The sequence below is a fragment of the Desulfoluna butyratoxydans genome, from assembly GCF_900699765.1.
GTDB classification, from domain to species: domain Bacteria; phylum Desulfobacterota; class Desulfobacteria; order Desulfobacterales; family Desulfolunaceae; genus Desulfoluna; species Desulfoluna butyratoxydans.
The window spans coordinates 292,736-319,357 of record NZ_CAADHO010000001.1 but is presented as its reverse complement, the minus strand read 5'-3'; the positions used below and the strand labels follow the sequence as shown (position 1 = coordinate 319,357).

At 56.2% G+C, this 26,622-nt stretch carries 26 protein-coding genes and 1 pseudogene; 22 read left to right on the top strand and 5 right to left on the bottom strand.

Annotated features, from left to right (window positions below; all coding sequences use genetic code 11):
* Positions 1–2 precede the first annotated feature (2 nt).
* Positions 3–818, bottom strand: a complete 816-nt coding sequence (gene truA / locus MSL71_RS01480) for a tRNA pseudouridine(38-40) synthase TruA (protein ID WP_180136900.1) — start codon at positions 816–818, stop codon at positions 3–5.
* Position 819: 1 nt separating this feature from the next.
* A pseudogene (locus MSL71_RS26840) lies at positions 820–927 on the bottom strand (dual CXXC motif small (seleno)protein); the annotation flags it as partial.
* Between the two features lie 232 nt (positions 928–1,159).
* On the opposite strand from MSL71_RS26840, the gene MSL71_RS01475 reads away from it, so the two are divergent.
* Together MSL71_RS01475 and MSL71_RS01470 are read left to right on the top strand one after the other, a co-directional pair.
* Positions 1,160–1,903: a pseudouridine synthase gene (locus MSL71_RS01475; RefSeq protein WP_343052477.1), complete on the top strand. Its 744-nt coding sequence runs from the start codon at positions 1,160–1,162 to the stop codon at positions 1,901–1,903.
* Complete coding sequence (locus MSL71_RS01470) at positions 1,900–2,520, top strand: hypothetical protein (protein WP_180136899.1); 621 nt, start codon at positions 1,900–1,902, stop codon at positions 2,518–2,520. The genes MSL71_RS01475 and MSL71_RS01470 overlap by 4 nt, the downstream gene beginning before the upstream one ends.
* Positions 2,521–2,664: 144 nt before the next feature.
* On the opposite strand, the gene MSL71_RS01465 is transcribed toward MSL71_RS01470, so the two are convergent.
* From MSL71_RS01465 to MSL71_RS01455, 3 genes are all read right to left on the bottom strand, one after another.
* Positions 2,665–3,942, bottom strand: coding sequence for a bifunctional folylpolyglutamate synthase/dihydrofolate synthase (locus tag MSL71_RS01465; RefSeq protein WP_246317685.1), 1,278 nt, complete (start codon positions 3,940–3,942; stop codon positions 2,665–2,667).
* Between the two features lie 122 nt (positions 3,943–4,064).
* Positions 4,065–4,262: a 30S ribosomal protein S21 gene (gene rpsU / locus MSL71_RS01460; protein ID WP_092207517.1), complete on the bottom strand. Its 198-nt coding sequence runs from the start codon at positions 4,260–4,262 to the stop codon at positions 4,065–4,067.
* Positions 4,263–4,456: 194 nt separating this feature from the next.
* The gene (locus MSL71_RS01455) at positions 4,457–5,131 is read right to left on the bottom strand and encodes an adenylate kinase (RefSeq protein WP_180136898.1); all 675 of its coding nucleotides are present in this window, start codon (positions 5,129–5,131) and stop codon (positions 4,457–4,459) included.
* A gap of 416 nt (positions 5,132–5,547) precedes the next feature.
* Here MSL71_RS01455 and coaE point away from each other — a divergent pair, with 416 nt between their 5' ends.
* The 20 genes from coaE to MSL71_RS01355 all read left to right on the top strand — a co-directional run bounded on the left by coaE (position 5,548) and on the right by MSL71_RS01355 (position 26,603).
* Complete coding sequence (coaE, locus tag MSL71_RS01450; protein ID WP_180136897.1) at positions 5,548–6,186, top strand: dephospho-CoA kinase; 639 nt, start codon at positions 5,548–5,550, stop codon at positions 6,184–6,186.
* Positions 6,187–6,513: 327 nt separating this feature from the next.
* Positions 6,514–7,761 (top strand): transcription termination factor Rho, encoded by a 1,248-nt coding sequence (rho, locus tag MSL71_RS01445; protein ID WP_180136896.1) that lies wholly within the window; start codon positions 6,514–6,516, stop codon positions 7,759–7,761.
* 98 nt (positions 7,762–7,859) lie between these two features.
* Positions 7,860–8,081, top strand: coding sequence for a 50S ribosomal protein L31 (gene rpmE / locus MSL71_RS01440; RefSeq protein ID WP_180136895.1), 222 nt, complete (start codon positions 7,860–7,862; stop codon positions 8,079–8,081).
* A gap of 166 nt (positions 8,082–8,247) precedes the next feature.
* Positions 8,248–9,318: a peptide chain release factor 1 gene (gene prfA, locus MSL71_RS01435; protein WP_180136894.1), complete on the top strand. Its 1,071-nt coding sequence runs from the start codon at positions 8,248–8,250 to the stop codon at positions 9,316–9,318.
* A complete protein-coding gene (gene prmC, locus MSL71_RS01430) occupies positions 9,302–10,198 on the top strand; it encodes a peptide chain release factor N(5)-glutamine methyltransferase (protein WP_180136893.1) in 897 nt (298 codons plus the stop codon). The genes prfA and prmC overlap by 17 nt, the downstream gene beginning before the upstream one ends.
* Before the next feature lie 547 nt (positions 10,199–10,745).
* Entirely contained in the window at positions 10,746–11,606 is an 861-nt protein-coding gene (gene rpsB, locus MSL71_RS01425) for a 30S ribosomal protein S2 (RefSeq protein WP_180136892.1), read from the top strand.
* 2 nt (positions 11,607–11,608) lie between these two features.
* Positions 11,609–12,205, top strand: a complete 597-nt coding sequence (tsf, locus tag MSL71_RS01420; RefSeq protein ID WP_180136891.1) for a translation elongation factor Ts — start codon at positions 11,609–11,611, stop codon at positions 12,203–12,205.
* Positions 12,206–12,931: a UMP kinase gene (gene pyrH / locus MSL71_RS01415; protein WP_180136890.1), complete on the top strand. Its 726-nt coding sequence runs from the start codon at positions 12,206–12,208 to the stop codon at positions 12,929–12,931.
* 184 nt (positions 12,932–13,115) lie between these two features.
* A complete protein-coding gene (gene frr, locus MSL71_RS01410) occupies positions 13,116–13,673 on the top strand; it encodes a ribosome recycling factor (RefSeq protein ID WP_180136889.1) in 558 nt (185 codons plus the stop codon).
* Positions 13,673–14,413 (top strand): undecaprenyl pyrophosphate synthase, encoded by a 741-nt coding sequence (uppS, locus tag MSL71_RS01405; protein WP_180137555.1) that lies wholly within the window; start codon positions 13,673–13,675, stop codon positions 14,411–14,413. The genes frr and uppS overlap by 1 nt, the downstream gene beginning before the upstream one ends.
* A gap of 98 nt (positions 14,414–14,511) precedes the next feature.
* Positions 14,512–15,324 carry a phosphatidate cytidylyltransferase gene (locus tag MSL71_RS01400; protein WP_180136888.1) on the top strand — a complete coding sequence of 271 codons (813 nt, stop codon included), beginning with the start codon at positions 14,512–14,514 and terminating at the stop codon, positions 15,322–15,324.
* 11 nt (positions 15,325–15,335) lie between these two features.
* Positions 15,336–16,490, top strand: a complete 1,155-nt coding sequence (locus tag MSL71_RS01395; protein ID WP_180136887.1) for a 1-deoxy-D-xylulose-5-phosphate reductoisomerase — start codon at positions 15,336–15,338, stop codon at positions 16,488–16,490.
* Positions 16,491–16,515: 25 nt separating this feature from the next.
* Positions 16,516–17,835: an RIP metalloprotease RseP gene (gene rseP / locus MSL71_RS01390; protein WP_180136886.1), complete on the top strand. Its 1,320-nt coding sequence runs from the start codon at positions 16,516–16,518 to the stop codon at positions 17,833–17,835.
* A gap of 297 nt (positions 17,836–18,132) precedes the next feature.
* Complete coding sequence (locus MSL71_RS01385) at positions 18,133–19,818, top strand: YcaO-like family protein (protein ID WP_180136885.1); 1,686 nt, start codon at positions 18,133–18,135, stop codon at positions 19,816–19,818.
* Between the two features lie 296 nt (positions 19,819–20,114).
* Positions 20,115–21,620 carry a sensor histidine kinase gene (locus MSL71_RS01380; RefSeq protein ID WP_180136884.1) on the top strand — a complete coding sequence of 502 codons (1,506 nt, stop codon included), beginning with the start codon at positions 20,115–20,117 and terminating at the stop codon, positions 21,618–21,620.
* 202 nt (positions 21,621–21,822) lie between these two features.
* Positions 21,823–23,217, top strand: a complete 1,395-nt coding sequence (locus MSL71_RS01375) for a sigma-54-dependent transcriptional regulator (protein WP_180136883.1) — start codon at positions 21,823–21,825, stop codon at positions 23,215–23,217.
* A gap of 757 nt (positions 23,218–23,974) precedes the next feature.
* Complete coding sequence (locus MSL71_RS01370) at positions 23,975–24,553, top strand: GspH/FimT family pseudopilin (RefSeq protein WP_180136882.1); 579 nt, start codon at positions 23,975–23,977, stop codon at positions 24,551–24,553.
* Complete coding sequence (locus MSL71_RS01365; RefSeq protein ID WP_180136881.1) at positions 24,550–25,428, top strand: PilW family protein; 879 nt, start codon at positions 24,550–24,552, stop codon at positions 25,426–25,428. The genes MSL71_RS01370 and MSL71_RS01365 overlap by 4 nt, the downstream gene beginning before the upstream one ends.
* 53 nt (positions 25,429–25,481) lie before the next feature.
* On the top strand, positions 25,482–25,982 hold the full coding sequence (locus tag MSL71_RS01360; RefSeq protein WP_180136880.1) for a prepilin-type N-terminal cleavage/methylation domain-containing protein: 501 nt from the start codon (positions 25,482–25,484) through the stop codon (positions 25,980–25,982).
* A gap of 9 nt (positions 25,983–25,991) precedes the next feature.
* Positions 25,992–26,603 (top strand): pilus assembly PilX family protein, encoded by a 612-nt coding sequence (locus MSL71_RS01355; RefSeq protein ID WP_180136879.1) that lies wholly within the window; start codon positions 25,992–25,994, stop codon positions 26,601–26,603.
* Positions 26,604–26,622 lie beyond the last annotated feature (19 nt).

Sequence of the window (26,622 nt, the reverse complement as noted above, 5' to 3'; positions counted from 1 at the left end):
TCCTAACAGGGGCCGAGCCAGAGGCCGGCGGGGTAGAGGGGGGAGTCGGTGAACTCTCTCGGTGTGTGGGGCGTGTCTTCATACGCCACGGATACGAGGAACAGGCCCCGGGAAGGGGCGGTGGCACCGGCGTGTTGTCTGTTGCAGGATGCAAGGATTTTCCTGAATCCGTCCGGGGTGGTGCGGGAGAGCCCCACATCCACCAGGGTGCCCACCAGGTTCCGCACCATGAATTTTAAAAAGCCGCTGCCGCAGAAGGTGAGGGTGATAAGACCCTGGCCGTGGTCGTGGACGCAGGCCTCAAAGAGGGTGCGCACGGTGGTGGCCCGGGGGCTGCCTGTGCCTTCGAAGGCTTTGAAATCATGGGTGCCCGCAAGGCATGCTGTTGCCTGCTGCATGGCCGGAATATCCAGCGGATTCTGGATGTGCCAGAAGGTGTCGGCGCTTATGGCCGGGGCCACCGGGCGGTTGATGATGCGGTAGGTGTAGCGCTTGCGCCGGGCGTTGAACCGGGCGTGGAAGGAATCGTCTACCTTTTCGCATGCGTGGATGGTGATGGTCTCCGGGAGCATGCTGTTCAGGGCATCCTGAAACTTTTCAGCGGATATGGCGGTGTCTGCCTTGAAGTGGGCCACCTGGGCCACGGCATGGACGCCGGCGTCCGTGCGGCCTGAGGCGATGACGGTGACGGGTCGGGTGACCATGCGTGTCAGGGCCTTTTGGATCGCCTCCTGCACCGTGGGCTGGTCGGGTTGGATCTGCCAGCCGGCGTAGGACGTTCCGTGGTATCCGATGGTCAGTTTGAAGGTGGTTTCCATATCAGATGCGGTTGATGGGCACGCAGGCCATTTTCCGTTCAAAGGCTTCGTCGATGAGTTCCTTGAGCCGTTCGGGGCGATAGCTTGTGTTGCAGGACCTGCAACGAAAGGTGACGCGGGTTCATGACCGCTGCACCTCAAGGGGGCTTCCGCATTCGGGGCACTCCCCGTGGGTGTCGGTTTGATTGAACATTTCAGAGGTTTCCTGTACATAGGGTAAGGGGCGCGCCGCAGTGAAGGCACGGCCCCGATTTTTTGGGCCGGAAAGCGGCCCGGTGATCGCCATAGGTATATAGAAGAAACGGAGCGGATTCAACCGCTCTTTGGAAGGAGAAGGGGTTGTGACTGAGATTGAGGGGGTGCGCCTCCAGAAATACCTGGCCCATGCAGGGGTCTGTTCCAGGCGGGCTGCCGAAACCCTGATCAAGGAGGGGGCAGTGACCGTGAACGACCGGGTGGTCACAGAGCTGGGGTCCCGGGTGGATCCTGCAAAGGACCGGGTCTGCGTGAAGGGCCAGGCGGTTCGCACCGAAGAAAAACGGGTCTACCTTGCCCTGCACAAGCCCGTGGGGGTGATCACCTCCTGCAATCATGGGGATGCCAGGGTGGTGACGGACCTGGTGGACGTGCCGGAGCGGGTGTTTCCCGTGGGGCGCCTGGACCGGGATTCGTCGGGGCTCCTTATCCTCACCAACGACGGCAGAATTCATCACCGGCTCTCCCACCCTTCCTTTGACCATGAGAAAGAGTACCGGGTACGGGTGTCAGCCGAGATTTCGTCCTCGGAGCTGTCCCGCATGGAAAAGGGGATACGCCTGAAGGAAGGCATGACCCGGCCCTGCAGGATCCGCCGGGAGGAGAAGGACCGTTACACCATTGTGCTCAAAGAGGGCAAAAATCGCCAGATCCGGCGCATGGCGCAAAGCGTGGGCCATGAGGTGGTGACCCTGAAGCGGGTGCGCATGGCCAATATCCGGCTGGGGCAGTTGAAGCCCGGCCAGTGGCGCCATCTCTCGGAAGGGGAGGTGGCCGAGCTCTTGAAGCGAACCGGGGTAGAGGCCGAGAAAGGGAGGCGACGCAGGTGATGGGCTTTTTTGGGCGCAGCACAGGATACAGGTATACGCCCCTGGGGGAGTTTTACTGCCCGGGATGCCGCCAGACCTCAGAGTGTCAGTCCATGGAGACCCTTACGGTGATCCGGCTGCTGGGGGTGCCTGTGCGCACACGTTCCGAAGATGCCGGCCTGGTGCGCTGCCTTCGGTGCGGCGGGGTGTTTGATCGGGATGTGACAGCCCATAGCCCCACGGTGACCCGTGACGGGTTGAAACCCGCGCTTTTGGCTGTGGTGCTGGCGATGATGGATCCCCACGGGGAGGAGGGCGAGGGCGAGAATTGCCCGAAGGGAGCCGGAGTCTCCCAGTTCATTGAGGACGTGACAGGGGTTGTTATGGATGCCGATGCCATGGCTCTGGAAACGCGTCGCTATAAAGCCTATCCAGATGCCCTGGGAGAACGCCTGAAGCGTATCGCTCCGTACCTTGCCAACGCCGAGAAACGGATGCTCCTTGAGTCGGCCCATCGTGTGGCCCAGGCAATGGGGTATGTGTCCGGTCAGGCGGCCCTGTTGCAGCGCATCGCCTCTCTCCTTGAGGTCCCCGACTCCCTGGTCCGGGCAGCCTACGATGCGGCCTCGGGTGCTTGAGCGGGGACAAGGGTTCACCGACCGCGATTTTCTGTGCCCGTAGATGGCGCATCGGGCAGCCATAAAAAAAAGGACACCCTCAGCGGGGTGTCCTTTTATTGTTTGGTGCGAGAAGCAGGCGTTCAGGCTCGGCCTTGATAAGGCTTACCGGCTCGTGAGGGCGGCCCGGGCTTCTCCGGCCACGTAAAGGGAACCTGCCACGAGGACCAGTTCGTCCTGCCGGGCTGTGGCGCGGGCAGACTGGATGGCCTGCGCGATGTCGGGGATCACCGAGACGTCGCGGACGTATTTGGACGCAGCGGCCCGCATGGCTTCCGGGTCGATGCTTCGGTCGGTCTTGGCCTTGACGAGGATGACGCGCCTGCAGAAGGGCAGCAGGTTGGCAAACATCTTGGGATAGGCTTTGTCGTCGAGGATGCCTGTGACCAGGGTGATGTCCCGGCCCCGCTGCTCGTCTTCAAGGTACTGGACGAGGACTTTTATGGCTGCAGGGTTGTGCGCCCCGTCGATGATGGTCTCCGGGTTGCCGGCGACCCGCTCGAGGCGTCCGGGCCAGGGGGTGGTGGCCAGGCCCTGGCGGATGGTCTCGTCGGCGATGCGGAATCTGTCCCCTTTTCTCAAGGTGGCACAGGCTGCCACGGCAAGGGCCGCGTTATCCACCTGGTGTCTGCCGAGCAGGGAGGTGGTGAGGTCGCTGATGGAGATGCCGCTGCAACGGCAGCTGAAGCCCTTGTCGGAGCGTCGGGTGTGGATGTCCCGGCCCAGGCGGATCACGGGGGCGTCGAGCTCCCGGGCGGTCTCTTCCACCACGCCGATGGCGCTGGCCTGGCGTACGCCCACGATGGCGGGAATGCCCTGCTTGATGATCCCTGCTTTTTCGTAGGCAATTTTGGCGATGGTGTCGCCCAGGTGGTCCTTGTGCTCCAGAGAGACGTTGGTGATGACCGACAGGGCCGGGGTGACGATGTTGGTGGCGTCCAGGCGGCCGCCCATGCCCGTTTCGATGATGGCCACCTCCACCCCTTTTTCGGCGAAGAGATCAAAGGCCATGGCCGTGGTCAGCTCGAAGAAGGTACCGGAGCGTTCTCCGACATTGGCGGCTTCCACCCGGTTGTAGCTGGCCACAACGTCTGCATCGGTGACCATCTCGCCGTCCACCACGATGCGTTCGTTGAACCGGACGAGGTGGGGAGATGTATACAGGCCGGTACGGTAGCCGGAAAGGGTCAGGATCCGAGATAGATAAGACGCCACGGAACCCTTGCCGTTGGTGCCCGCCACATGGATGACGGTGAATTTTTTCTCCGGGTTGTCCAGGCGTTCAAGGATCCCTTTCATGGTGTCCAGGCCCAGGATGATGCCGAAGCGGCCGAGTTTGTACATGGTGTCGAGACAGCGCTCGTAGTCGGATTGCATTGTCATGGTGGATGTTACTCTGAAGATGTGGGTGGTCTGCCAATACAAAAAACCCGGCTAAATGCAGAAAATGCCTAAGCCGGGCTTTTTGAAAAGAATCGATAGCGATACAGAAAACGTGTCAGGCCTTAGCGGTTGCGGGCACTGGCAATCCTCTGTCGACGCTGCGCTTCGCGCTGCTTGCGGCGTCGGAATTCGCTCGGCTTTTCGTAGCTCTTCTTGAGCTTCAGCCGCTTGAAAAGGCCGTCGTTCTGAATTTTTTTCTTCAGAATACGCATGGCTTTTTCGAGATCGTTATCGAGTACTTTAACTTCGATTTCCTTCAAATATATCGCCCCTTTCTCAACATCAGAGGCCGGTGATCTCTTGCGTTCGGCGTGATGGTTAGTCTGTATACTATTAAAAAGTAAACTCCTGTAAGGATAAAACAAAAAAAAGGTGATGGCAAGAAAAAAATCCTGCCATCACCTTTTCGGTGTCTTGCTGTCTGAAAGCCTCGGCCCTGGGCCGTTTGCGGGGCCTACAGCTTGGAGATGAGTTCGTCGGTGACGGACTTCATGTCTTTTTCACCGGCCAGGGTGATGTACTTGGTGGCATCGCTCTTGGCGGCAACATCTTTGAAGTAGTAGGCCGCAGCCAGGGTGCCGTCTACTTCGTTGTAGTAGATGGAGTGGCGCTTGTCGATGGCTGCGTCATCCTGGTCGTCGGCACGGGAAGTCAGGGCCCCGCCGCAGACGCGGCATTTGTCGCCGTTGGGCTTGATGGCTTCGATGCCGATGTTGTTGGGGTGGTTGGGGTCGTTTTCGCAGAGGCGTCGGCCGGTGATGCGGAGCTTGGCAATCTCTCGGTCCAGGACAATTTCAACAACGTAGTTGAGTTCCATGCCGGCGGCCTTGAGGGATTCATCGAGTTTTTCGGCCTGCACCTTGTTTCTGGGGAACCCGTCCAGGAGCCAGCCGTTGGCGCAGTCGTCCTGCTTGAGGCGATCAAGGATCATGGGGATGGTGATGTCGTCGGGTACGAGGTCACCGGCGTCGATGTAGCTTTTTGCTTTCTTGCCGAGTTCGGTACCGCCCTTGATGTTCTCGCGGAAGATGGCGCCGGACTCGATGTGGGCAGCATTGTACTTGTCCTTGAGGATGGATCCCTGGGTGCCTTTTCCGCTTCCGTTGGGGCCGAAAAATAAGATGTTCATGCGAAAATCCTTTCAGTTAAAGGGGTAAACGATAACCATATACAATTTTGGGTGGACAGAGTCGTTGCTTCGCGGCCCTGTCTCCTTTGGTCCGTGCGGGGTGCAAAGAAGGGGTTCCTCGCCTGGCCGGTACGAATTATTAGCCAATGGATCGAAAAACGGCAACGCCTTTCGGTGGGCGAGCCTGGTTGAGGAATCCACTCTTCGATTATTTTTTACATAATCATCAAAAAAGTTTAAGTAATAGAATGTAGGTGGCTTGTCAAGGGGAGGGATACATTGTATGGGAGGATGGGGGCTGATTCAGGGCGAATTTTCAATGACGTCCTGGCTGTGGCATTGCACAGAACGTTCCCTGTGGTGTGGGGTATTGTACGATTTCTTGACGTATTGGGGCGCCTTTCGGGTGCTGATTGATGGTCCGACGCGCTGGCGCCGGGTGGAAGGATGATGCGGGGATGGTCAAGGTTGGGTTGACCGGGGGGGCTGCCTCCGGAAAAACGACGGTATGTCGCCTGTTCATGGAAAAGGGTGTGGCGGTGTCCATTGCCGATGAGCTGGCGCGGGAAGCTGTGAGCCCGGGAAGTCCGGGGTTTGATGCGGTGGTGGCCTGGTTTGGTGACGGTGTGGTCGGGGTCGACGGCGGCCTGGATCGTCCTGTTCTGAGGCGAAAGCTGATTTCCGACCCTGAGTCGCGTCGGGTTCTGGAGTCCATTGTGCAGCCCGAGGTCATTCGTCTGATGAAGGTGTTTCTTGAAAGGGAAGAGGCGTCGGGGGCGGTGATGGCTGTGTGCGAGGTGCCCCTGCTGTTTGAGTTGAACCTTGAGGCCATGTTTGATGTGACCCTCCATGTGGGGGTGGATCGTGCCACCCAGTGCGCCCGGTTGATGGAGCGGGATGGCGTTGCCGAAGCGGAGGCCATGCGGCTTCTGGATCTCCAGTTGCCGGATGGCGACAAGCGGGATCGGGCTGATCTGGTGATTGAAAATATGCGGGGGCTTTCTGAATTGAAAGGGGCATTTTATAAGGTGTTTGAAAAAATTGTAAAAAAATGAGGTGCCCATTTATAAGTCCTTGACATGCCGCGCGCGGGATTGTATCTAACCAATAAAACCGCTCTTTTTGTTATTACCAACGTCATGATCCTTATAGGACCTGCAGAACAGACACTCACCTTACAGAAATCATGGTAAAAAATCTGTAACACATCCCGGCCTCACAGGTGACCTGTGTGGCACGATGTGCCTTCCGAAGGGGCCTTTTTATGTTTTCCATTGCGGGTAATACGGAAGGAGTGGGTATTATTGCACCGAATCAATACGGATTGGGACGACGCTGATTGTTGTTCTGGATGAGCATATAAACATGTGGGGAAACTGTTGATGAACATTGTTGAATTGAAAGCGATGCGGATTGAAGAGCTGGCCAAGATGGCGCGGAGTCTCAATATAGAGGGCGCCGGCGGTCTTCCCAAGCAGGAGCTCATTTTTATGCTGCTCCAGGCCCAGATTGAGCGGGAGGGTCAGATTTACGGGGAGGGTACCCTGGAGGTGCTTCCCGACGGGTTCGGTTTTCTTCGGTCTCCGGATTGCAACTACCTGCCCGGGCCCGATGATATCTACGTTTCCCCTTCTCAGATTCGCAGATTCAACCTCAAGACCGGGGACACGGTTTCCGGTCAGATTCGCCAGCCCAAGGAGTCTGAGCGCTACTTCGCCCTCCTGAAGGTGCAGGCGGTCAACTATGAAGACCCCGATGTGGCGCGTGAAAAGATCTTTTTTGACAACCTCACGCCCCTTTACCCCGAAGTAAAGGTTCAGCTGGAGAACGACAAGGACAACTACTCCACCCGCATCATCGAGCTCATGGCTCCCATCGGCTTTGGTCAGAGGGGGCTCATCGTCTCCCCTCCCCGTTCCGGTAAAACCATGATCCTGCAGACCATCGCCAACAGCATGATCAAGAGCCATCCCAATATTGTTCCCTTTATCCTTCTTATTGACGAACGGCCCGAGGAAGTGACCGACATGGCTCGCTCCGTCAAGGCTGAAGTCATCAGCTCGACCTTTGACGAGCCCGCCGAACGTCACGTTCAGGTGGCTGAGATGGTTATCGAGAAGGCCAAGCGCCTTGTGGAGCACAAAAAAGATGTCGTGATCCTTCTGGACAGTATCACCCGTCTGGCCCGTGCCTACAACTCGGTGATGCCTCCGTCGGGCAAGATCCTCTCCGGTGGTGTGGACTCCAACGCCCTGCACCGTCCCAAGCGTTTCTTCGGCGCGGCCCGAAACGTGGAGGAGGGCGGCAGTCTCACCATCATCGCCACGGCGCTTATCGACACAGGCAGCCGCATGGACGAGGTGATCTTCGAGGAATTCAAAGGAACCGGCAATATGGAGCTGGTTCTTGACCGCAAGCTGGCTGATCGCCGCATGTTCCCTGCCATTGACATCAAAAAGTCCGGTACCCGAAAAGAGGAGCTTCTGGTTGAGAAGGGCCAGCTCGACAGGATCTGGATCCTGCGCAAGCTCTTGGCATCCCTCAACACCGTGGACAGCATGGGCTTTTTGCTTGACAAGATTAGTGGAACTAAGGATAATATGGAGTTTCTTGATTCCATGAATTCATGATACCACCGCTGCCTATCATCGGCAGCGTAAGGCGGCCCTTCGGGGTTCCCCTCAGGTGGTATGTTTTCATATATTTATCTTTTAAGGAGTTTTACCTCATGAAAAAGGGCATTCATCCCGAATACAAAGCAGCCACTGCCACCTGCGCATGCGGCAACGTCATGACCGTGGGTTCTACCCGCGAAGAGATCAAGGTGGAAATCTGCTCAAGCTGCCATCCGTTCTTCACCGGTAAGCAGAAGCTTGTGGATACGGCTGGCCGTATCGATCGTTTCCGTAAAAAATTCGCAAACTTCGATGCCAGCAAGGTTGGCAAGTAAGTATCGCGACGAAATCAAGACCGTATGGCTTGGGAGAAGAAGGGGAATCGGTTTTTACGATTTCCCTTTTTGTCGTCCGGACGGCGGGTCCGGGCAACGACGGTGCGAACACTTCCCTTTGTGTGCCGGTGGCGCATGATAAAGGGGTAATGGGGCAGGCAAGATAATGTTTGGTAAACTCGAAGGTGTGGAAGACCGGTTCATAAAACTGGAGCAGCTTCTCAGCGATCCCGCTGTGGTCAGCGATCGGGTTCAGTATCAGAAGTACATCAAAGAGCACGGTGAGATCACCAAGCTGGTGGAAGCGTATCGTCGGTACAAGAAGGTTGTGGCTGAGCTTGAGGAAGCCCGGGAGCTTCTTAACGACGACGATCCCGATATGAAAGAGATGGCCGCAGAAGAGATCGGCCCCCTGGAAGCCCAGGTGGAGGAGATGGAAGGGGAGATTAAGATTCTCCTGGTTCCCAAGGATCCTCTGGATGAGAAGAGCGTCATCGTGGAGCTTCGCGCCGGTACCGGCGGGGACGAGTCCTCGCTGTTTGCCGGGGACCTGTTCAAGATGTACACCCGATATGCCGAAGGTCGGGGTTGGGGTGTGGAGGTTATGGACTCCCACGGATCCGATGTGGGCGGCTACAAGGAAGTCGTCTTTCAGGTGAACGGCAAGGGCGCCTATAGCTCGTTCAAGTATGAGAGCGGGGTTCACAGGGTTCAGCGCGTTCCCGCTACGGAGACCCAGGGGCGTATCCATACCTCTGCTGTGACCGTGGCGGTGCTTCCTGAGGCGGAAGACGTGGAGCTGAAGATCGAGCCCAATGAACTGCGTATCGATATTTTCAGATCCTCCGGCCCCGGCGGCCAGAGCGTCAATACCACGGACTCCGCGGTCCGTATTACGCACCTTCCCACGGGTATTACGGCCACCTGCCAGGATGAAAAGTCCCAGCACAAGAACAAGGACAAGGCCATGAAGGTGCTTCGGTCCCGTATTCTGGATAAGATGATCCAGGAGACGGAAGCCGAACGTTCCGCCGCCAGGAAAGGCCAGATCGGCAGCGGGGACCGCAGTGAGCGTATCCGTACCTACAACTTTCCCCAGGGGCGCATGACCGATCATCGCATCGGGCTGACCCTCTACCGACTGGATGCCATCATGGAAGGGGATATCGAAGAGATCATCGCATCCCTTAGAACCCACGCCCAGGCCCAGGCCCTTCAAAATGAACAAACCCTCTGATTTGCTGTTTGAAACCTCTGCCACCATCGCCCAGATGCTGGCGGAGGCTGCCCGTCTTTTTGAAGATGCCGGGGTGGATGCCCCGAAGCTTGCCGCGGATCTGTTGATGATGCATTACCTCAAGGTGGGGCGTGCCGGGCTTTTGCTGAGAAAAGACGACCCTGCTTCGGCGTCGCTGAAGAAGGGGTACGAAGTCCTTGTCCGGAGGCGGCTGGCGCGGGAGCCCATTGCCTATATTATGGGTGAGACCGGGTTCTGGGATCTTGATTTGACGGTCGCCCCCGGGGTGCTGGTGCCTCGGCCCGATACCGAAACTCTGGTAGAGGCAACTCTGGAGGTTTTGCGGGGAGGGGGCACAAAGGCGCAGCGCGTCGTGGATCTGGGGACAGGATCCGGTGCCATTGCCTTGTCCCTTGCCAAGGCGTGTCCCGAGCACACGGTTTTGGCAACGGACCGTTCCACAACGGCCCTTGGCGTGGCGCGGGAAAATGCCCGGCGTAACGATCTGGAAGGCCGCGTTTCCTTTATTCAGGGCGTCTGGTTTGCCCCTTTTGCCGAGGCTCCGCTGTTTGATGTGGTGGTCTCCAATCCTCCTTACATTCCCACGGCGGATATCGATCTGCTGGAACCGGAAGTGGCGGTTTTTGAGCCTCGCCTGGCCCTGGACGGCGATGCCGACGGTTTGCGGGATCTCTCCCTGATCATCTCCGGGTGTCGAACGCACCTGAAATCCGGGGGATGGCTTCTTCTTGAGATGGGCTGGGATCAACGTGAGGCGGTTCGAGGGCTCCTTGAAGAAGAGGGGATTTTTGATTCCATTCGTTTTTTTGATGACTATGCCGGAAACAACAGGGCGGTGCGTGCTCGTCGCAAGGCTTGATGTCTCTGTGCGGCTTTGAGAGGGTCGGCGTTGTTTTGGCGGGGTATGGAAACGCTTGGCTAAGGTCTGTTTGTCATGCTTTCCAGAGAGGTGTTTTTTTGTGTGATCCCGCCGGAGGCCATTTAAATCTGGGCAGTTGTCTTTTCTTTCTTTCTTATCCCATGCCGCAGGCGCGGCGTCATTTTTCCGGCCTTCCGTGTTCTGGAGGGGCGGTCTTCCTTTATATCTGTTGGGTTCTCGCTGGCCGCTGCCGGGGTTTTTTGATGGCTGGTTGGATTGCCCTTGTCATGCGTCTCTGGACCTGTTATGAATGTTAGGATTTATCGATCGAGGTGTATTTTTGCGCCCGACGGTCCGAGCGTGCCCTCCGGGGTGCCTATTTTCAAGCGGCGTCAACAGCCGCTTTTGTTTAATTTGCCCGATTCACGGGTAGATGCATTTTAATGACACACGCCTTCCGACCCGTATCAGGTTCTTTCTCCGTTTTACCGGGGCGAGTTGATTCCGGGGATGACGGGGGCGGTGGAAAAACCAAAGGAGTAAGGATATGTCTTACGTAAGCATGAAAGAGCTTCTCGAAGCCGGATGCCATTTCGGTCACCAGACCAAACGCTGGAACCCGAAGATGAAGCCGTATATTTTCGGCGCCCGCAACGGTATCTACATCATCAACCTTCAGAAGTCCGTCGGGATGTTCAAGAACGCCTACGACTTCGTTGCTGATGTGGCCGCTGCCGGAAAGTCCGTACTTTTCGTGGGTACCAAGAAGCAGGCCCGAGAAGCCATTTACGAAGAAGCCAACCGCGCTGAGATGTTCTACGTGCAGAACCGCTGGCTCGGCGGCATGCTCACCAACTTCCAGACCGTTAAAACCAGCATCGAGCGCCTCAACAAGCTCAATGAGATCCAGAACGACGGAACCATTGAGAGCTACACCAAAAAAGAGCGCCTCAAGCTCGGTAAAGAGCGCGACAAGCTGGAAGCCGTTATCGGCGGTATCAGCTTCATGAACGGCCTGCCCGGTGCCATCGTCATCGTGGACCCCAAGAAAGAGAGCATCGCCGTCAAAGAAGCTCAGCGTCTCAACATTCCCATCGTTGCTCTTGTGGATACCAACTGTGACCCGGATCCCATCGATTACGTGATCCCCGGTAACGATGATGCCATCCGCTCCATTCGTCTGATCACCTCCCGCCTTGCCGATGCCTGCATCGAAGGCCGCAAGCGCTTCAACGAAAAGCGTGCTGCCGCAAGCGACAAAGGCAACGACGAAGTGGAAACCAAGGCAGCAGCTGTTGCCGAGGCCGCTGCAGGTGACGCAGAAGGGCCCGTGGTTGAAGTGATCCGTAAGAAAACCGAGAATGATGCCCCGGCAGCAGACGCCGCGGCCGATAATGCAGGAGAGTAGTCATGGCAGAAATCAGCGCAGCAATGGTAAAAGAACTTCGTGAAAAGACCGGCTCCGGAATCATGGATTGCAAAAAAGCCCTGAAGGAGAGCGACGGCGATGTGGCCAAGGCCCTCGACTTCCTCCGGAAAAAAGGCCTGGCAGCCGCTGCAAAGCGTTCCGCTCGAGCCACTTCCGAAGGCACCGTCATGAGCTACATCCACATGGGCGGCAAAATCGGTGTTATGGTTGAGATCAACTGCGAAACTGACTTCGTTGCCAAAAACGAAGACTTCCAGGCCTTCGCCAAAGACATCGCCATGCACATTGCAGCCGTCAACCCTGCCGGTCTTGCCCCTGAGGACATTTCCGAAGACGTTGTAGCCAAGGAGCGGGAAATTTACCGTGAGCGCGCCCTTGAGCAGGGCAAGCCTGAGAACATCGTGGACAAGATCGTTGAAGGTCAGGTCCAGAAGTTCTACAAGGATTCCTGCCTCATGAGCCAGGCTTACGTAAAGAATCCCCAGATCACCATTGAGGACTATACAAAAGAGGTTATCGGCAAAATGGGCGAGAACATCCGTATCCGCCGTTTCGTCCGTTACCAGTTAGGAGAGTAGATGACAGCGGCGAAGCCTGCCTTCAAGCGTGTTCTTCTTAAATTAAGTGGTGAAGCTCTGATGGGTGATCAGAGCTTCGGTATCAGCCCCGACATGATGAAATACGTCGCCGAAGAGGTGAAATCGATTCATGAGCTGGGCGTTGAGGTGGCCATTGTCGTTGGCGGCGGCAATATCTTTCGAGGTATCGCCGCAAGCTCTTACGGCATGGACAGGGCACCTGCCGACCATATGGGGATGCTGGCCACCGTTATCAACAGCATCGCCCTTTCCGGTGCCCTTGAAAAGATCGGCATTCCCACCAGGGTCCAGTCCGCCATCAGCATGCATGAGGTGGCCGAACCCTTTATTCTCCGACGGGCGGTTCGCCACCTGGAGAAGGGACGCGCCGTGATTTTCGCCGCAGGGACGGGCAGTCCCTACTTCACCACCGACACGGCGGCGGTGCTTCGCGCCCAGGAGATCCACGCGGAACTCCTGATGAAGGCCACCAAGGTGGACGGCATCTACGACAAAGATCCTGTCAAGGAGAAGGACGCCACGTTCTTCCCCCGGATCAAGTACATGGAAGTCTTGGAGAAGCAGCTCAATGTCATGGACATGACTGCCATCTCCCTTGCCATGGACAACAACCTGCCCTTGTCGGTGTTCAATCTCTCCGGCAAGGGAAATATTTTCAAAGTGGTCACCGGGGCCAAGGATGTAGGCACCCTGATTGACAACTGATGATCTTACGGGTATGAATGAGATCAGGTTCGCGATACGCGGGCCTGATCTTTTTCTGTTTCAGGGGGAGGCACCGGACCTGAGCTCTGACCGGTCTTTGATCCCTTTTTATCCCCCCCCCCTTGCCATACCTGATTTTACAACCATCTAATCTAATCTTAATGAAGACAGGAAAGGTGACGATATGATCAACGCGCTTCTCGAAGAGACCAGTGAGAGAATGGGCAAAACCATGGACGCTCTTGAAAAAGAGATGGGACGTGTTCGCACCGGTCGCGCCTCGGCCAATATGCTCGACAGCGTGAAGGTGGACTATTACGGTACCCTGACCCCCCTGAACCAGATGGCTTCCGTCTCTGTTCCGGAACCTCGCCTGCTCGTCATTCAGCCCTGGGATGCAACAGCCCTCAAAGAGATCGAAAAGGGCATCCTCAAAGCAAACATCGGCCTGACCCCCTCCAGCGACGGCAAGCTGATCCGCATCTCCGTGCCCCCCCTCACCGAGGAGCGGCGTAAAGAGATAGTCAAGCTTGTGCACAAGACCTGTGAAGACCACAAGGTGGCGGTCCGAAATATCCGGCGCGATTCCAACGAGACCCTGAAAAGCCTTAAGAAAGACGGGGAGATCTCCGAGGACGATCAGTTCAAGGCCCAGGATCAGGTCCAGAAGGTCACCGATGATTTTGTGGGCAAGATCGACGCGGTTTACAAAGACAAAGAAAAAGAGATTCTCGAGGTTTGATGGAACGAGAGCTTCCCGACGGACTGTCAGCAGACCAGCTGCCCGAGCATGTCGCCTTTATCATGGACGGCAACGGCAGGTGGGCCAAAAAGCGGGTGATGAACCGTGTCAAGGGCCATGAAAAGGGCGCGGGCGCGGTTCGTACGGTGGTGGAGAGCTGCACGAAGTTCGGCATCCCCTACCTGACCCTCTATGCGTTTTCCACGGAAAACTGGCAGCGGCCGAAAAAAGAGGTGGATGCCCTTATGGGGCTCCTCACGCGGTTTCTTCGAAACGAGAAAGCGCAGCTCGTCAAAAACGGCGTCCGCCTGACGGCCATCGGTGAGCTTCATCGCCTGCCGGAGGAGGTGCGGCGTGAGCTCGACCTGGCCATGGAGGCAACGCGCCATAACGAGCGCCTGACCCTCTGCCTGGCCCTGAGCTACGGCAGCCGTTCCGAGCTGGTGGCGGCGGTGCAGGGCATCGCCGACGAGGTGAGCCAGGGGCGTCTCCGGGCCGCCGATGTGGATGAAGAGATGGTGTCACAGCATCTGTTTACCCGCGGTATCCCCGATCCCGACCTGGTGATTCGTACCAGCGGGGAGATGCGCCTCAGCAACTTTCTGCTCTGGCAGTGCGCCTACAGCGAGATATTTTTTACCGAGACCCTTTGGCCCGATTTTAATGAATCGGAGTTTGCTTCCATTCTCATGGATTTCCAGGCGCGTGAGCGCCGCTATGGAAAGGTGCTTCAGTCCTGAGTCTAGAGTGAACAACGTGGGTACCCGAAGGGAGTATCGGCTGCCGCATGCGGCGGGACCGGTCTCCCTTTTGCTGTATTAAAAAGGATGTGAAACCCATGCACCTGAAACGGATTCTTTCAGCGGTTGTCGCGATTCCCCTGCTTTGGCTTTTTATCTTAAAAGGCGGGGCCCTGCTCTTCACACTTCTCATCATGGCCGTGGCCGTGATCGCCCTGTCCGAGTACTACCCCCTGGTGGACGATACAGCTGACCGGTTCGATGCCCTTCCCCTTCTCGGGTACGGCTCCTCCCTTGTCATGGTGGCTTTGGCCCATGGCATGTCCAACCCCTGGGGCGCCCTTTTGGGTGTGGTGTTCCTCAACATCCCCTTGGGCGGCTTTTTCCTTCTCTCCCGGTTCGAGACCGATCCCAAGGTGGTGAAACACCTTTTGACCCACATCTTCGGCCTCTTGTACATTCCCATGATGCTGGCTGCCGTGATGCGACTTCGCCTGGACCCCGAGCACGGGGTGATGTGGATCTTTACCCTGCTTGTGACCGTGGCTGCCTGCGATACCGGCGCCTTTTACGCAGGGACCTTCTTCGGCAAGCGCAAGCTCTGCCCGGCCGTAAGCCCGGGCAAAACCGTGGAGGGGTTCATGGGCGGCATGGCCGGGGCCCTGGTGGCCGGGTTTGTCATGAAGGCTCTTTTCGTCCCCGAACTTGGCTGGCTTGCCTGTTTGCTGCTCTTTCCCCTGGCCGGGGCTGTGGGGCCTCTGGGTGATCTGTTTGAGTCGTCCCTGAAACGTTCGTCCGGTATCAAGGATTCCGGTCAGCTCATTCCGGGCCACGGCGGCCTGCTCGATCGTATCGACGCCCTTCTCTTCGCGGCGCCTCTGTTCTATTTCTTTATGGTGCTTGGCGCCTGAAGGGGAGTCCCATGAAATACCTGACCCTGCTGGGATCTACCGGGTCCATTGGAAAAAACGTCCTCGAGATTGTCCGGATGTATCCGGACCGCTTTGCGGTAAAAACCCTGTGTGCCGCCACCAGCGTGGAGCTGTTGGCGGAGCAGATCCTTGAGTTTTCGCCGGAGCTTGCCTGCGTCATCGACGAGGCCCACCGGGACCGCCTCAAAGCGCTTCTTCCGCCTTCGTGTGCCACAGAACTCCTCTTCGGGGAGGGTGGGTACAAGGCGGCCGCTTCCTGCGACGGTGTCTCCATGGTGGTTTCCGCCTTTGTGGGGGCTGCAGGCCTTGTGCCTACCCTTGCAGCCATTGAGGCCGGCAAGGCCGTGGCCCTGGCCAACAAGGAGACCCTGGTGACGGCAGGGGATCTGGTCATGCCCCTGGCCGCTGAAAAGGGCGTGCCCATCCTTCCGGTGGACAGCGAGCACAGCGCCATTTTTCAGTGCCTGAACGGTGAGAACCCCCGGGAGGTGAGCAAGTTGATCCTCACGGCTTCGGGGGGGCCGTTTCGCGGCACGCCCAGGGAGGCCATGGGGGATATTTCCCTGGCCCAGGCTTTGAATCATCCCACCTGGAGCATGGGTAAAAAGATCACCATCGATTCGGCCACCCTCATGAATAAGGGCCTGGAAGTCATTGAAGCCCATCATCTTTTTGATGTGGAGGCCCAGCGGATTGAGGTTGTGGTCCATCCCCAGAGTATTGTACATTCCATGGTGGCCTATGTGGACGGGGTGGTGATGGCTCAGTTGGGGCAGCCGGACATGAAGGGTGCCATCGCCTATGCCCTGAATTATCCCAGCCGCATGGACATCGGCATGGATCCCCCGGATTTTGCAGCCCTTGCCGCCCTGACCTTTGAAGCACCCGACTTCTCGAAGTTCCGATGCCTGAAGCTCGCCTTTGAGGCGGCAGGTGCTGGCGGGACGATGCCGACGGTTCTAAACGCCGCCAACGAAGTGGCTGTGGCCTCTTTTCTTGAAGAGCGCATCGGTTTTCTCGACATTCCCCGCATTATCGAAGCAACCATGGATGCCCACCCCGTGGTCACCCGGCCCGCCCTGGACCATGTCCAGGAGGCCGATACCTGGGCCCGGCGAAAAGCAACCGAATTTATTTGCCCTTAGCGGCATCAACCATGCAGGACAATTCATGACGACCAACCTTTTTTCCATCATCATTGTATTGGGCGTTCTCGTCTTTTTCCACGAACTGGGGCACTTTCTTGTGGCCCGCCTGTTCGGCGTGGGGGTGGAAAAGTTCTCCCTGGGCTTCGGCCCCCGGATCTTCGGCCGCAAGGTGGGCATGACCGAGTACCTGGTCTCTGCCATTCCCTTAGGGGGATACGTCAAGATGGTGGGGGAGGAACCCGACGCCGAGATTACTGACGAGCAGCGGCACCTCTCCTTTACCCACAAGGCGGTGTGGCAGCGGATGCTCATCGTGGCCGCAGGGCCTGTCTTTAACCTCGTGCTGGCTGTGGTGATCTACACGGGTCTTTTTGGGGTGCACGGGGTCAACGGCCTTGCCCCGGTGGTGGGCCAGGTGGTGGCGGATACCCCGGCGGCCCGGGCTGGTCTGGCCTATGGCGACCGGGTCACAGAGGTGGGCGATGAGCCCGTGACCCTCTGGAGTGATGTGGTGGAGGCCATAGAATCCAGCAGCGGAAAGCCCCTTTTCCTTACCTACGAGCGAGCCGGAGATACCCGCACCGTGGAGCTCACCCCCGAGGCATCCACCTCCCGGAACCTGTTCGGAGAGGAGGTCCCTTCCTGGGCCGTGGGCATCGGTCCTGTCCAGGATCCCATTATCGGAGGGATCCAGAGTGATTCGCCTGCTGAAAAGGCAGGCCTCAAGGTCAAAGACCGGCTCCTTGCCGTGGATGACACCCCCCTTTCAGTGTGGACCGATGTGGTGACAGCCATTACGGGGAGCAAGGGCAAGGCTGTCACGTTGCTGGTTTTAAGGGATGGCAAAGAGCTTACCGTAAGCCTAACGCCGGAGCAGCTCGACGGCAAAGAGGGCGCCTGGCGCATCGGTATCGCTCCGTATTACGAGGTGGTAAACAAGCGACTCGGATTTTTCGGCTGCATCACCGAAGGGGTTGCCAAAACCTGGTTCCTTGGAAAGCTCATGGTGGTGGGCCTTGTGAAGATGGTGAAGGGCAGCATCCCTGCTGATCTGGGCGGTCCCATCATCATCGCCAAGATGGCCGGGGACCAGGCCCGTGTGGGGCTCTCTTCCCTGATCTCTTTTATCGCCTTTATCAGCATCAACCTGGCCATTCTCAACTTTTTGCCCATCCCGGTGCTGGACGGCGGGCATCTTCTCTTTTTTACCATTGAGTGGATCACCGGAAAACCGGTGAACGACAGGATCCGGGAGACGGCCAGCCAGGCCGGGATGTTTCTCCTGCTCTCCCTTATGGTGTACGTCTTTTACAGCGACATCATGAAACTCTTTTTCAAATGATGATACCTGAGGGCGCGCCTTTTCTCGGCAATGCGTCCCATGACGTGTGATATGAAAAGGCCCCGGGAGAGATTCCGGGGCCTTTTTTTGTAAAGAGTGAACAGTGAGAGTGAGTCGTGAATGGTAAATGGTGAATAGAGAGTCCATGCGGTGGGAGGGGATGACAGGCAAAAGGGTCTCTCCTGCCCGCCACCAAATTTCATGATAGACCGTTTAGGTCTTGATGGAAGCAAGGCCTGACAACCGAAACGTTTTTGCGGAGCTTTTTTCAAAAAGCGACCCGCCGGAGGCAAAAAGATGAATGACTACCGATTGAAATTAACAACCACCGAGGCTGCCACGGGATATTTTGCCGTGGTGCCCGAAGGCGTGGAGGGCCTCGATGCGGCCCTTACGGCCCTGCGCAAGGCTCCCATGGACGCCTTTATGCGCCAGACGGCCCTGACTCTGTTGGGGGGGCTGGGGGAAGAGGGGATCACCGAACAGCTTCAGCGTGCCGATGAGCTGCTGAAGGGGCTTGTCTATGAGGCAACCCTTGCCTTCGACGCGTTTCCGGCCATTCGGGAGGTCCTCGAAAAAGAGGGGTGGGCACCGGAAAAGGTGGAAAGCCCCTTGATCTATGCTCGTTTTGTGTCGGCCCACGGAGTATCTGCCCACCCTTGGGCAGAGATGCTGCAAGGCAATGTGGACCGTCTGGAGGAGCTCCCCTTTATTGATGAGGCTCCGGTTTTGCTGACGGCCCCTGGCCCCATGGGGCCTTCCGAACCCCTTCCCGTGGAGACCATGGCGGATCAGGTGCGACAGGAGGTTCCGCCGGTCCAGCGGGTTTCGGCTGCGGAGACAGCCTCAGTGGCCAAGGCCTTGCTGGAAGCTGCCGGGATCTTCAACGGCGGTGAAATGCGTCACCAGGCCTCCCTCTCCCCCTTTGCCCTGCAGAGGAAGTGGCAGGTCTCGACGCGGGTGAGCCAGGGAGATCTGGCCTACACCCTCACCGGTGAGCAGACCAGTTACGGCAAAGGGCTTTCCGTGGCCGATGCCAGGGCCTCCCTGTACATGGAGATCGCCGAGCGCCTGAGCTCTTATGCCTCCATCGAAGGCGGACGCGTGGTGGGCACGGTCAACGACCATGAGGTGACCAGGGCCCGTTACAGCGAGCTTCTGGCAGGCGGGAAAAGAGCGCTGGACCCCAACGCCTTGATGCTGGATGTCCCCTATGGGGACGAGCCCCTCCATTGGATGGAAGGCGTGACAACATCCCAAGGGGCAGAGGTACCCATCCTGGTTCCGGTTCAGGCGGTGTTTCTCTTTATGAACCTCGACGAACCCGCTCTTTTTTCCAGCCTGGGGTCCACGGGTCTTGCCTCGGGCAACACCTTGGATGAAGCGTGTGTCTCCGGTCTGTATGAAGCCCTGGAGCGAGAGGCAGAGGCCACCCAGCCCTACGATCCGGCCCTGTGCTTTGAGCTCTATACCGCCAACGAAAACCTGGGCCCGCTTCTGTCCGCGTACCGCCAGGAGGGGGTGAACCTGTTTTTCCAGGAACTCACCGGCCGCCTGGGCGTGCCCATCTGCAAAGCCATGGTGATAGATCATGAGGGCGTCGTGGCCAAAGGGTGTGCGGCCCATCTCAACGCCAGGCGGGCCGCGGTTTCGGCCATGACCGAGGTGCCCTTTGCCTTTCCCGGGGGCGAGGCGTCCATGGCCCCTCCGGCACGACCTGTTCCCGTCCACGAAGAGCAACTCCCCGATTACTCCACGGGCTCGGCAACAGGGGACAAAAAGCTTCTTGAGCAGCTCTTGGGGAAAGAAGGGTTTGCTCCTGTGTATGTGGACCTCACCCGAACGGATCTTGAGATTCCCGTTATCAAAACCCTGGTCCCTGGCTTTGCCTTTACTGCCGATTTCGATCGGTTTACCCGCCTGAGCCCGAAGATGATCAGCTGCGCTTCAGCCATGATGAAGGCAAAACACTGCAAGTCGTGATGTTTATGGATGACTTTTGTTGATCTTTTTACTATGAGTAAAATCAAAAACCATCAAGTGGCTGCCTCCGGCGGGCCGCTTTTTTGGAAAAAAACTCCGCAAAAATTTTTCTGGGTACACCCGCACTGCGTTTTGATTGCCCTTGGGGCGATCAAAACGCTGTGCAGGCACGAAGTAGTTTTGGTTTATCCTATAAATTATTCCATATCTGTTTATTTAATATTTCAATGAGTTGGTCTGCAGCGGGGTCGCCGGAGGCGATTGTGCGCGAAGGTCAACAAAAAGGCATCTTGCATATGTCCACCGGCATCAAGACAAGCATCAGTGTGAACCTGGCGTTTCTCTTTCTCTTTGCCATGGGGGTCACCGCCTTTTGCGCCTTGACCCTGGTGCGTCAGGTCATGGTGAAAAAAGAGGCGGAAAGGGCCCTGCATCTGGTACGGGCTGTCGCGGACTACGGGTTCGACGAGGCCGGAAAACGAGACGTGGATAGTCTTCGGTTGGTCCTCGGGGGCATGGTGGAGGGCAGCGCCGTGGCCCTGGTGAAGGTGTCCCTCCTCGACGAGCAGCTGAGCTACGGGTTCGGCACGGATGAGCGCGGGGCAGAGGCTGGGGAGGCCATCGAAAAGGCAGTGACAAAGGGAGAACCGGTTCTTGTCAAAGGGTCCGGTATGGGGCTGTTGGGACTGGGTGGGGCTGTGGTTGCAGCCGTTCCTTTTGAGGCGTCTGTTCGAGGCGGTGTGGCCGCGGTTGTGGACACGGCCAAGGTGAGCGCCTGGCTCACCGACACCATCAAGCTCCTGGCCCTTTATACCCTCATCAACCTTGTGGTGGTCACGTTTGCCGGGGTTAGCCAGGTCTCCAAGGTAGCAGTCAAGCCGGTGAGGCGACTTCTTGCAAAGGCTGAAGATGCAGGAACCGAAGATCCCTTTCTGTTTCAGGAAGAGGCGGGCAGCGAATTTTCAAGGCTCTCCATGGCGTTGAACACCATGGTCAGCCGCATCAACGCCGACCGTGAGAAGCTTAAGATTTCGGTGCGGGAGCTGAAGGAGCTCAATACCGAGCTTTCCCGGGTCCAGGAAGATGTTGTCCGTGCAGAAAAACTCTCGGCCATGGGGCGCCTTGCCTCTGGTGTCGCCCATGAAATCGGCAATCCCCTGGGGATCATCACCGGGTATCTCTCCCTTATTCAATCCGCGGAAACCGATCTGGAACGTTCTGATTATATCGCCCGAACCAACGAGGAGTTGTCACGTATCGACGGCATTATCCGGCAGCTCCTGGATTTTAACCGCAGCGGAGACTGCGGGGACAAAGACGTGGTGGCTGTCCATGACCTGATAACCGAGATTCGCGAACTGGTCCGTGTTCAGCCCCTGTTGAAAGATATTAACGTTAGGACCAATTTAGGGGCCCATGACGATGGCGTCATGGCCACCACAGGCGCCTTACGCCAGGTGTTTCTTAATCTGGTGTTAAACGCTGCCGATGCCATCGACGGTACCGGCAGGGAAAATGGTTCCCTGGTGATCTCCACCCGCAATGTGGTTGAAGACGACAGGCGTCAGTGCCTTGAAGTCGTGGTGGAAGACAACGGTGGCGGGATTTCGGATGCGGACCTGCCCAATATCTTTGATCCGTTTTTTTCCACCAAGGAGCCAGGGCAAGGTACCGGGCTGGGTCTCTCTGTCTCCTTTCTTATCGTGGAGGGACTCGGCGGGAGCCTGCGTGCTGAAAGCCGGCATGGCGAGGGCGCTCGGATGATTCTGTGCCTGGAGACATCGAAGGGGGCAGCGGTTTAGTTGCCTCCGGCGGGTCGCTTTTTTGAAAAAAGCTCCGCAAAAATTTTTCGGTTAGATCATTAGAAGAGCTCAAGATTCAGGAAACACCTTCGAATAGTCAAAAAACGTACGTGAGACCTGTTTGTCAAACTTTTCAAAAGTTTGGCCCCCGGTAGGGCCGCCGGAGGCATGTTTTTTCAGAACTAATTTAGAGGGGGATGGGGTGGCGGGAAAGATCCTGATCATTGACGATGAGAAGAACATGCGGCACATGCTCTCGGTCTTGCTGGAAAAAGAGGGCTATGCCGTGGAGACGGCGGCTTCAGGGGGGACCGGTGTTAAGATGGCCGGCAGGGCCGCGAAGCTCGATTCTCCCTATGATTTTGTCCTCCTTGACGTGAAAATGCCCGGTGTGGACGGGGTCTCCCTGCTCAAGGAAAATAAGGCGGTTTTATCGCGCTCCATGGTGATCATGATGAGCGCCTACGGCACCATCGACACCGCGGTTTCAGCCATGCGACACGGAGCCTTTGATTTTATCTCCAAGCCCTTCAAGTCCGACGAGGTGACCCTTCTCCTCTCTCGTGCCGCAGAGCACAGGGATCTTAAAAACGAAAATCTCTATCTCAAAGACCAGCTGGGCCTCATGGAAGGCCGGTTTCGGTTCTCCAACATGGTGGCAAAAAGCGATGCCATGAAGGATGTTTTTGTCCTGGCACGCAAAGCAGCACGGTATGCTACCACGGTCTTGATCTCCGGCGGTAGCGGAACGGGCAAGGAACTCATCGCACGGGGCATCCACACGGCGAGCGAACGAGCCCAGGGCCCCCTGATCCCCGTGAACTGTGGCGGGATTCCTGATACCCTCATGGAGAGCGAGCTCTTCGGGCACAAAAAAGGGGCCTTTACCGGGGCTGTTCAAGACAAGAAAGGGCTTTTTGAAGAGGCCCACGGCGGAACCCTTTTTTTAGACGAGATCGGAGAGCTGCCCCTGGCCATGCAGGTCAAGCTCCTTCGGGTGCTTCAAGAGGGCGAGGTACGCCCCGTTGGAGGCGTCCAGACCCGGAAAATCGATGTGCGCGTCATCGCTGCCACCTCGCGGGATTTGCGGGCAGAGGTAGCCCAAGGCGCCTTTCGCGAAGATCTCTTTTTTCGCCTCAACGTTCTTCCCATTGACCTTCCCCCATTGTCCGAACGCCCGGAAGACATCCCCTTGCTGTGCGAACACTTTCTGAAGATGTTTAACAGCAAGCTCGGCAGCAGGGTGATCGGCGTCTCTCCAGCCGCAATGAAGCGTCTTTTGGCCTACCCCTGGCCTGGCAACGTCCGTGAGCTGGAGAACGCCATGGAGCGCGCCGTTGTCCTTGCCAACGGCGATCAGGTTGAACCCGATACCCTGCCTGCAGCTATTGTGGGGACACCTCAGGAAAGACCTTGTTCACAGGACGAGTTTTTCCTTGACGGATTTTCCCTCAAAGCCGCTGTACGAAAGCTCGAAGGGATAATGATTCGCCGCGCCCTGGAAGAAACAGGCGGCAACCGCACCAAAGCCTCCAGGCTTCTTGAAATCAGCCATCCCTCCCTTCTGTCCAAAATGAAATTTCATCATTTAAAGTAAGTGTCGGGACGATAAGCACGCCAAGAGTCAACGTACCTGTACAATACACCCTGAAGGCCATCATTCGACGTGCCTTATCCATCACCCCTCCAGTTAAGCCATTGTGGCTTTATAGGCGGCATGGTCGTGCTTTTACTATCCCAAATCATGGGCCCGTCGTCGCATCGTCATGACGCAAAGAAATTTCTTTCGGTTACTTTCTCTCCATAAAAATAAGTGATGCCCTTTGACTTGTGGCACCTCCTTGTGCCCTTTTGCAGGGCTTTTGATTCGTAAACGATCGTAAAATTTTTTTTATCACAGGGTGCAACGCTTGATGAAAAGGTTTTTGTTTATTTTGATCATTATTATAGGTCGTTATAGCTGTTGGTCTGCAGTGAGAGTATAAGGGTAAAAATGTTTTAAAGGTTTATATTTTCATTTAAGGGTATGTTTTTATGGGGTTAACATTTGAAATGTAAAAATATTTAACGATTTTCTGGTTGAGTGAAGTGATTCCGGTGAGTGGTTGGTGTTTTTCGATTATCAAATGAGTGCATCCAAAGAGCAATTAATGGGGTCAAACAAGCTTTTCTCGTGAATCTTCTATATAAGTAGAATAATCAATTTTTAAACAATGTTTACGGGTGGCTTAAGGCTTGCATCAATGAATTTCTGGCTTTGTGTGTCGTTCGTTGTGTTGTGGGTGTTTGATAGAGAATAATAGTACACTCTTAAAGAAAGTATATTTACTATGAGAGTTTCTCAGGAGCGTATCATGAAGAACCAGAGAGGCTTTACCCTTCTTGAGTTGATGGTGGCCGTCGCGTTGGTCGCCATTATCGTCTCGATATCCTCTCCAGCCTGGCAGGAATTTCTTTCGAACAGGCGAACGGCCGGGGCATCAAGGGAACTCTACAACGCCCTTCAGCACGTCCGCATGAAAGCCATCAAGGAGGGGCAAACAATCACAGTGATATATTACGATGACAAGGGCGATGCGGTGTCAGACGCGAGCGATGAGACCCCGAAACCTTTTTCATCGGCTCGGATCAGCTGGGATCAGAATGGAGACGGAACACCTGAAAGCACCGAGGTATTTACTGCATCAAGCCATGTCCTCTGCGATACCAATCAGGAATCCATGGGGTACAACTCACGGGGGATTCTCCTGGGGTGCAACAGCGGGACGTTGAGGGTCTGGAACGACAGGTCCCTTCGCGAATACAGCATTGTTATAAACAACCTGGGCACCATGAGGCAGGCATCTGGGACTCATGAGGCTTCAAGCAGCGGAGGGGCATCTGGATGCGGCCAAGAAGGTGAAGACGATCAAGACCCAGGGGAGGAATCATGAAGACCTTGCATAAGAATGTATCAATACGAACATCGGCCTTGCGGGTTCCTGCTGGCACCATGGGCTTTACGCTCCTTGAAATCCTGGTGGCTTTGGGTATCGGCCTTATTTTAATCACGGCAATTTGTACCCTGATTATCGATCAGACCAAGAGCCACGAAGACCACCAGATGAAGGTGATGATGCAGCAAAATGGCAGGGCGGCGCTGGCTGTCATCGGTAATGACTTGATGCTGGCAGGATATTCCCCTGTGCCTCGGGACGACGGAGGCTCTGGCCGGCTGGCCACCTTCCGCGTTGCCGGTATGACACAGATGGATTTTACCTTTGATTCAAATGCCGATGGTACAATTGTTTTTCACGACTCGGCTGGAAACAACATATACGACGAGCGGACAGTCTTCAGGTACCTTAATGGCAGTAATCAACTCCAGCGAAATAACAACACAAATGCGCTGCTTCAAAACGTTGAAGCGTTTCGGGTGCTGTATGCTTATGATTCTGATGATCTGGGAGCCGGGGCCAGCCGCTATGGTGTATTAGAAAAAGCGACCAACGGGGTGAGATGGGCCTACGACAACACGCCGGAAGATACCGATCTTACGCTCACTCACTTTTACACCTTAAGCGACTTGGGAAAGATAACCGCTGATGATATAAGCGGGACCCCAATTAAGGATCCGAAACCCTCCCTTGACCGGATTCGCGCCGCCAAGATCTGGCTGCTTATGCGAAGCACCAAACGCAAGAATCATGATACATCCGAAACCCAGGTCGACTTTATCCCCAATTTTCCAGTGGATGGCTTGGACACGGGCAACTATTCCTATCGCCTCTACACCACCACGGTGAAATTCAGGAACATGTACTATTGATCGTTAACCGGGATTTTGATCCCCGATTTTGAGTCTGTTGCGGAGACCTGACGATGAAAAACAAAGACGGATTTACCATGCTGGAAGTGCTCTTTGCCATGGCGATTTTTGCCGTGGCCATGCTCGGGGTTATTGGCCTTCAGCTCAATGCCATCCAGACCGACGAAGAGACCCGGCGAAAAGACATGGCAGCGCAATTGCTCACGTCCGGGGTGGAGATGGCAGAGTGTACGGATTACGGTGCCACGGACGGACCCGCCGATCTCTTCCGGGACAGCAACATCCTTTCGGTGAACGGGTTTTCTGCATTTATAGACACAGTTGAGGGTACCGATGATATCGATGGTATTCCCAATGCCTGGATGACATGGGGTAATGGAAAGGCTCGTCTATTTCTAAGGCATCAAGTCGTAGATACGGATGTGGACGGGGATGGGGGTACGGACCTTTCCGTTCGAAACGTTTACCTCGTGGCGGCTTGGAATTCCATTACGGCCCGTAAAATAAAAACCATGTCCCGCATTATGGTCAAGCCACAAAATAACTTGCAATAGGGGGTTGAGATGCCGAATAGCCTGACCGACGAGAGAGGGTCTGTGATGCTTTTTACCTTGATGTTTATCCTCATCATTACCGTGATGGGGCTTATTGCCACCCAGACCTCGGTGTTTGAGATCAAGATTGCTGAAAATGCGAGGCGGTATAGTGAAGAGCTGGCAGGGGCTGAGGCAGCGCTGAACCATGCCATTGCACACTTCAGGCAATTGCGCGATCCGGGCGCCACAACGACAGTTGAAATTGCTAACTTGCTTAATGATACGAAGTACAGTGATTTTAAAACGACCTTTTATGTGAATGATTCTGATGTGTCATATCTGGATGGGTCCGGTAGTGTAGCGAAAATTGAAATTCGTCGCATCGTGAATAAAGCTGAGCCGGTCTGCAGCGGAAGTGACAGCGATGCGGCTATTTGTGTTCTTTCGGACCAAGCAAATGCTGTCCCGCGTCTGAGCCATCGGTACTATGCTGGATCTATTGACAAACGCCGTTTTGCTATAACCGCCACGGCATACAGTCGGCGCCCAAAAATTGTCAACAACAAACGGGTCCCTTCCACCACCTGGGTGCAGAAGGGGATTTCATTGCCTGCAGAACAGGACAGGGATTTATTTTAACATCCGCTACCACCAGGGG

What these genes read in the sequence shown, in the direction of transcription:
- truA (WP_180136900.1), bottom strand. Translation starts at nt 818, where the DNA reads ATGGAAACCACCTTCAAACTGACCATCGGATACCACGGAACGTCCTAC.
- MSL71_RS01465 (WP_246317685.1), bottom strand. Translation starts at nt 3,942, where the DNA reads ATGACAATGCAATCCGACTACGAGCGCTGTCTCGACACCATGTACAAA.
- MSL71_RS01455 (WP_180136898.1), bottom strand. Translation starts at nt 5,131, where the DNA reads ATGAACATCTTATTTTTCGGCCCCAACGGAAGCGGAAAAGGCACCCAG.
- coaE (WP_180136897.1), top strand. Translation starts at nt 5,548, where the DNA reads ATGGTCCGACGCGCTGGCGCCGGGTGGAAGGATGATGCGGGGATGGTC.
- rho (WP_180136896.1), top strand. Translation starts at nt 6,514, where the DNA reads ATGAACATTGTTGAATTGAAAGCGATGCGGATTGAAGAGCTGGCCAAG.
- rpmE (WP_180136895.1), top strand. Translation starts at nt 7,860, where the DNA reads ATGAAAAAGGGCATTCATCCCGAATACAAAGCAGCCACTGCCACCTGC.
- prfA (WP_180136894.1), top strand. Translation starts at nt 8,248, where the DNA reads ATGTTTGGTAAACTCGAAGGTGTGGAAGACCGGTTCATAAAACTGGAG.
- prmC (WP_180136893.1), top strand. Translation starts at nt 9,302, where the DNA reads ATGAACAAACCCTCTGATTTGCTGTTTGAAACCTCTGCCACCATCGCC.
- rpsB (WP_180136892.1), top strand. Translation starts at nt 10,746, where the DNA reads ATGTCTTACGTAAGCATGAAAGAGCTTCTCGAAGCCGGATGCCATTTC.
- tsf (WP_180136891.1), top strand. Translation starts at nt 11,609, where the DNA reads ATGGCAGAAATCAGCGCAGCAATGGTAAAAGAACTTCGTGAAAAGACC.
- pyrH (WP_180136890.1), top strand. Translation starts at nt 12,206, where the DNA reads ATGACAGCGGCGAAGCCTGCCTTCAAGCGTGTTCTTCTTAAATTAAGT.
- frr (WP_180136889.1), top strand. Translation starts at nt 13,116, where the DNA reads ATGATCAACGCGCTTCTCGAAGAGACCAGTGAGAGAATGGGCAAAACC.
- uppS (WP_180137555.1), top strand. Translation starts at nt 13,673, where the DNA reads ATGGAACGAGAGCTTCCCGACGGACTGTCAGCAGACCAGCTGCCCGAG.
- MSL71_RS01400 (WP_180136888.1), top strand. Translation starts at nt 14,512, where the DNA reads ATGCACCTGAAACGGATTCTTTCAGCGGTTGTCGCGATTCCCCTGCTT.
- MSL71_RS01395 (WP_180136887.1), top strand. Translation starts at nt 15,336, where the DNA reads ATGAAATACCTGACCCTGCTGGGATCTACCGGGTCCATTGGAAAAAAC.
- rseP (WP_180136886.1), top strand. Translation starts at nt 16,516, where the DNA reads ATGACGACCAACCTTTTTTCCATCATCATTGTATTGGGCGTTCTCGTC.
- MSL71_RS01385 (WP_180136885.1), top strand. Translation starts at nt 18,133, where the DNA reads ATGAATGACTACCGATTGAAATTAACAACCACCGAGGCTGCCACGGGA.
- MSL71_RS01380 (WP_180136884.1), top strand. Translation starts at nt 20,115, where the DNA reads ATGTCCACCGGCATCAAGACAAGCATCAGTGTGAACCTGGCGTTTCTC.
- MSL71_RS01370 (WP_180136882.1), top strand. Translation starts at nt 23,975, where the DNA reads ATGAAGAACCAGAGAGGCTTTACCCTTCTTGAGTTGATGGTGGCCGTC.
- MSL71_RS01365 (WP_180136881.1), top strand. Translation starts at nt 24,550, where the DNA reads ATGAAGACCTTGCATAAGAATGTATCAATACGAACATCGGCCTTGCGG.
- MSL71_RS01360 (WP_180136880.1), top strand. Translation starts at nt 25,482, where the DNA reads ATGAAAAACAAAGACGGATTTACCATGCTGGAAGTGCTCTTTGCCATG.
- MSL71_RS01355 (WP_180136879.1), top strand. Translation starts at nt 25,992, where the DNA reads ATGCCGAATAGCCTGACCGACGAGAGAGGGTCTGTGATGCTTTTTACC.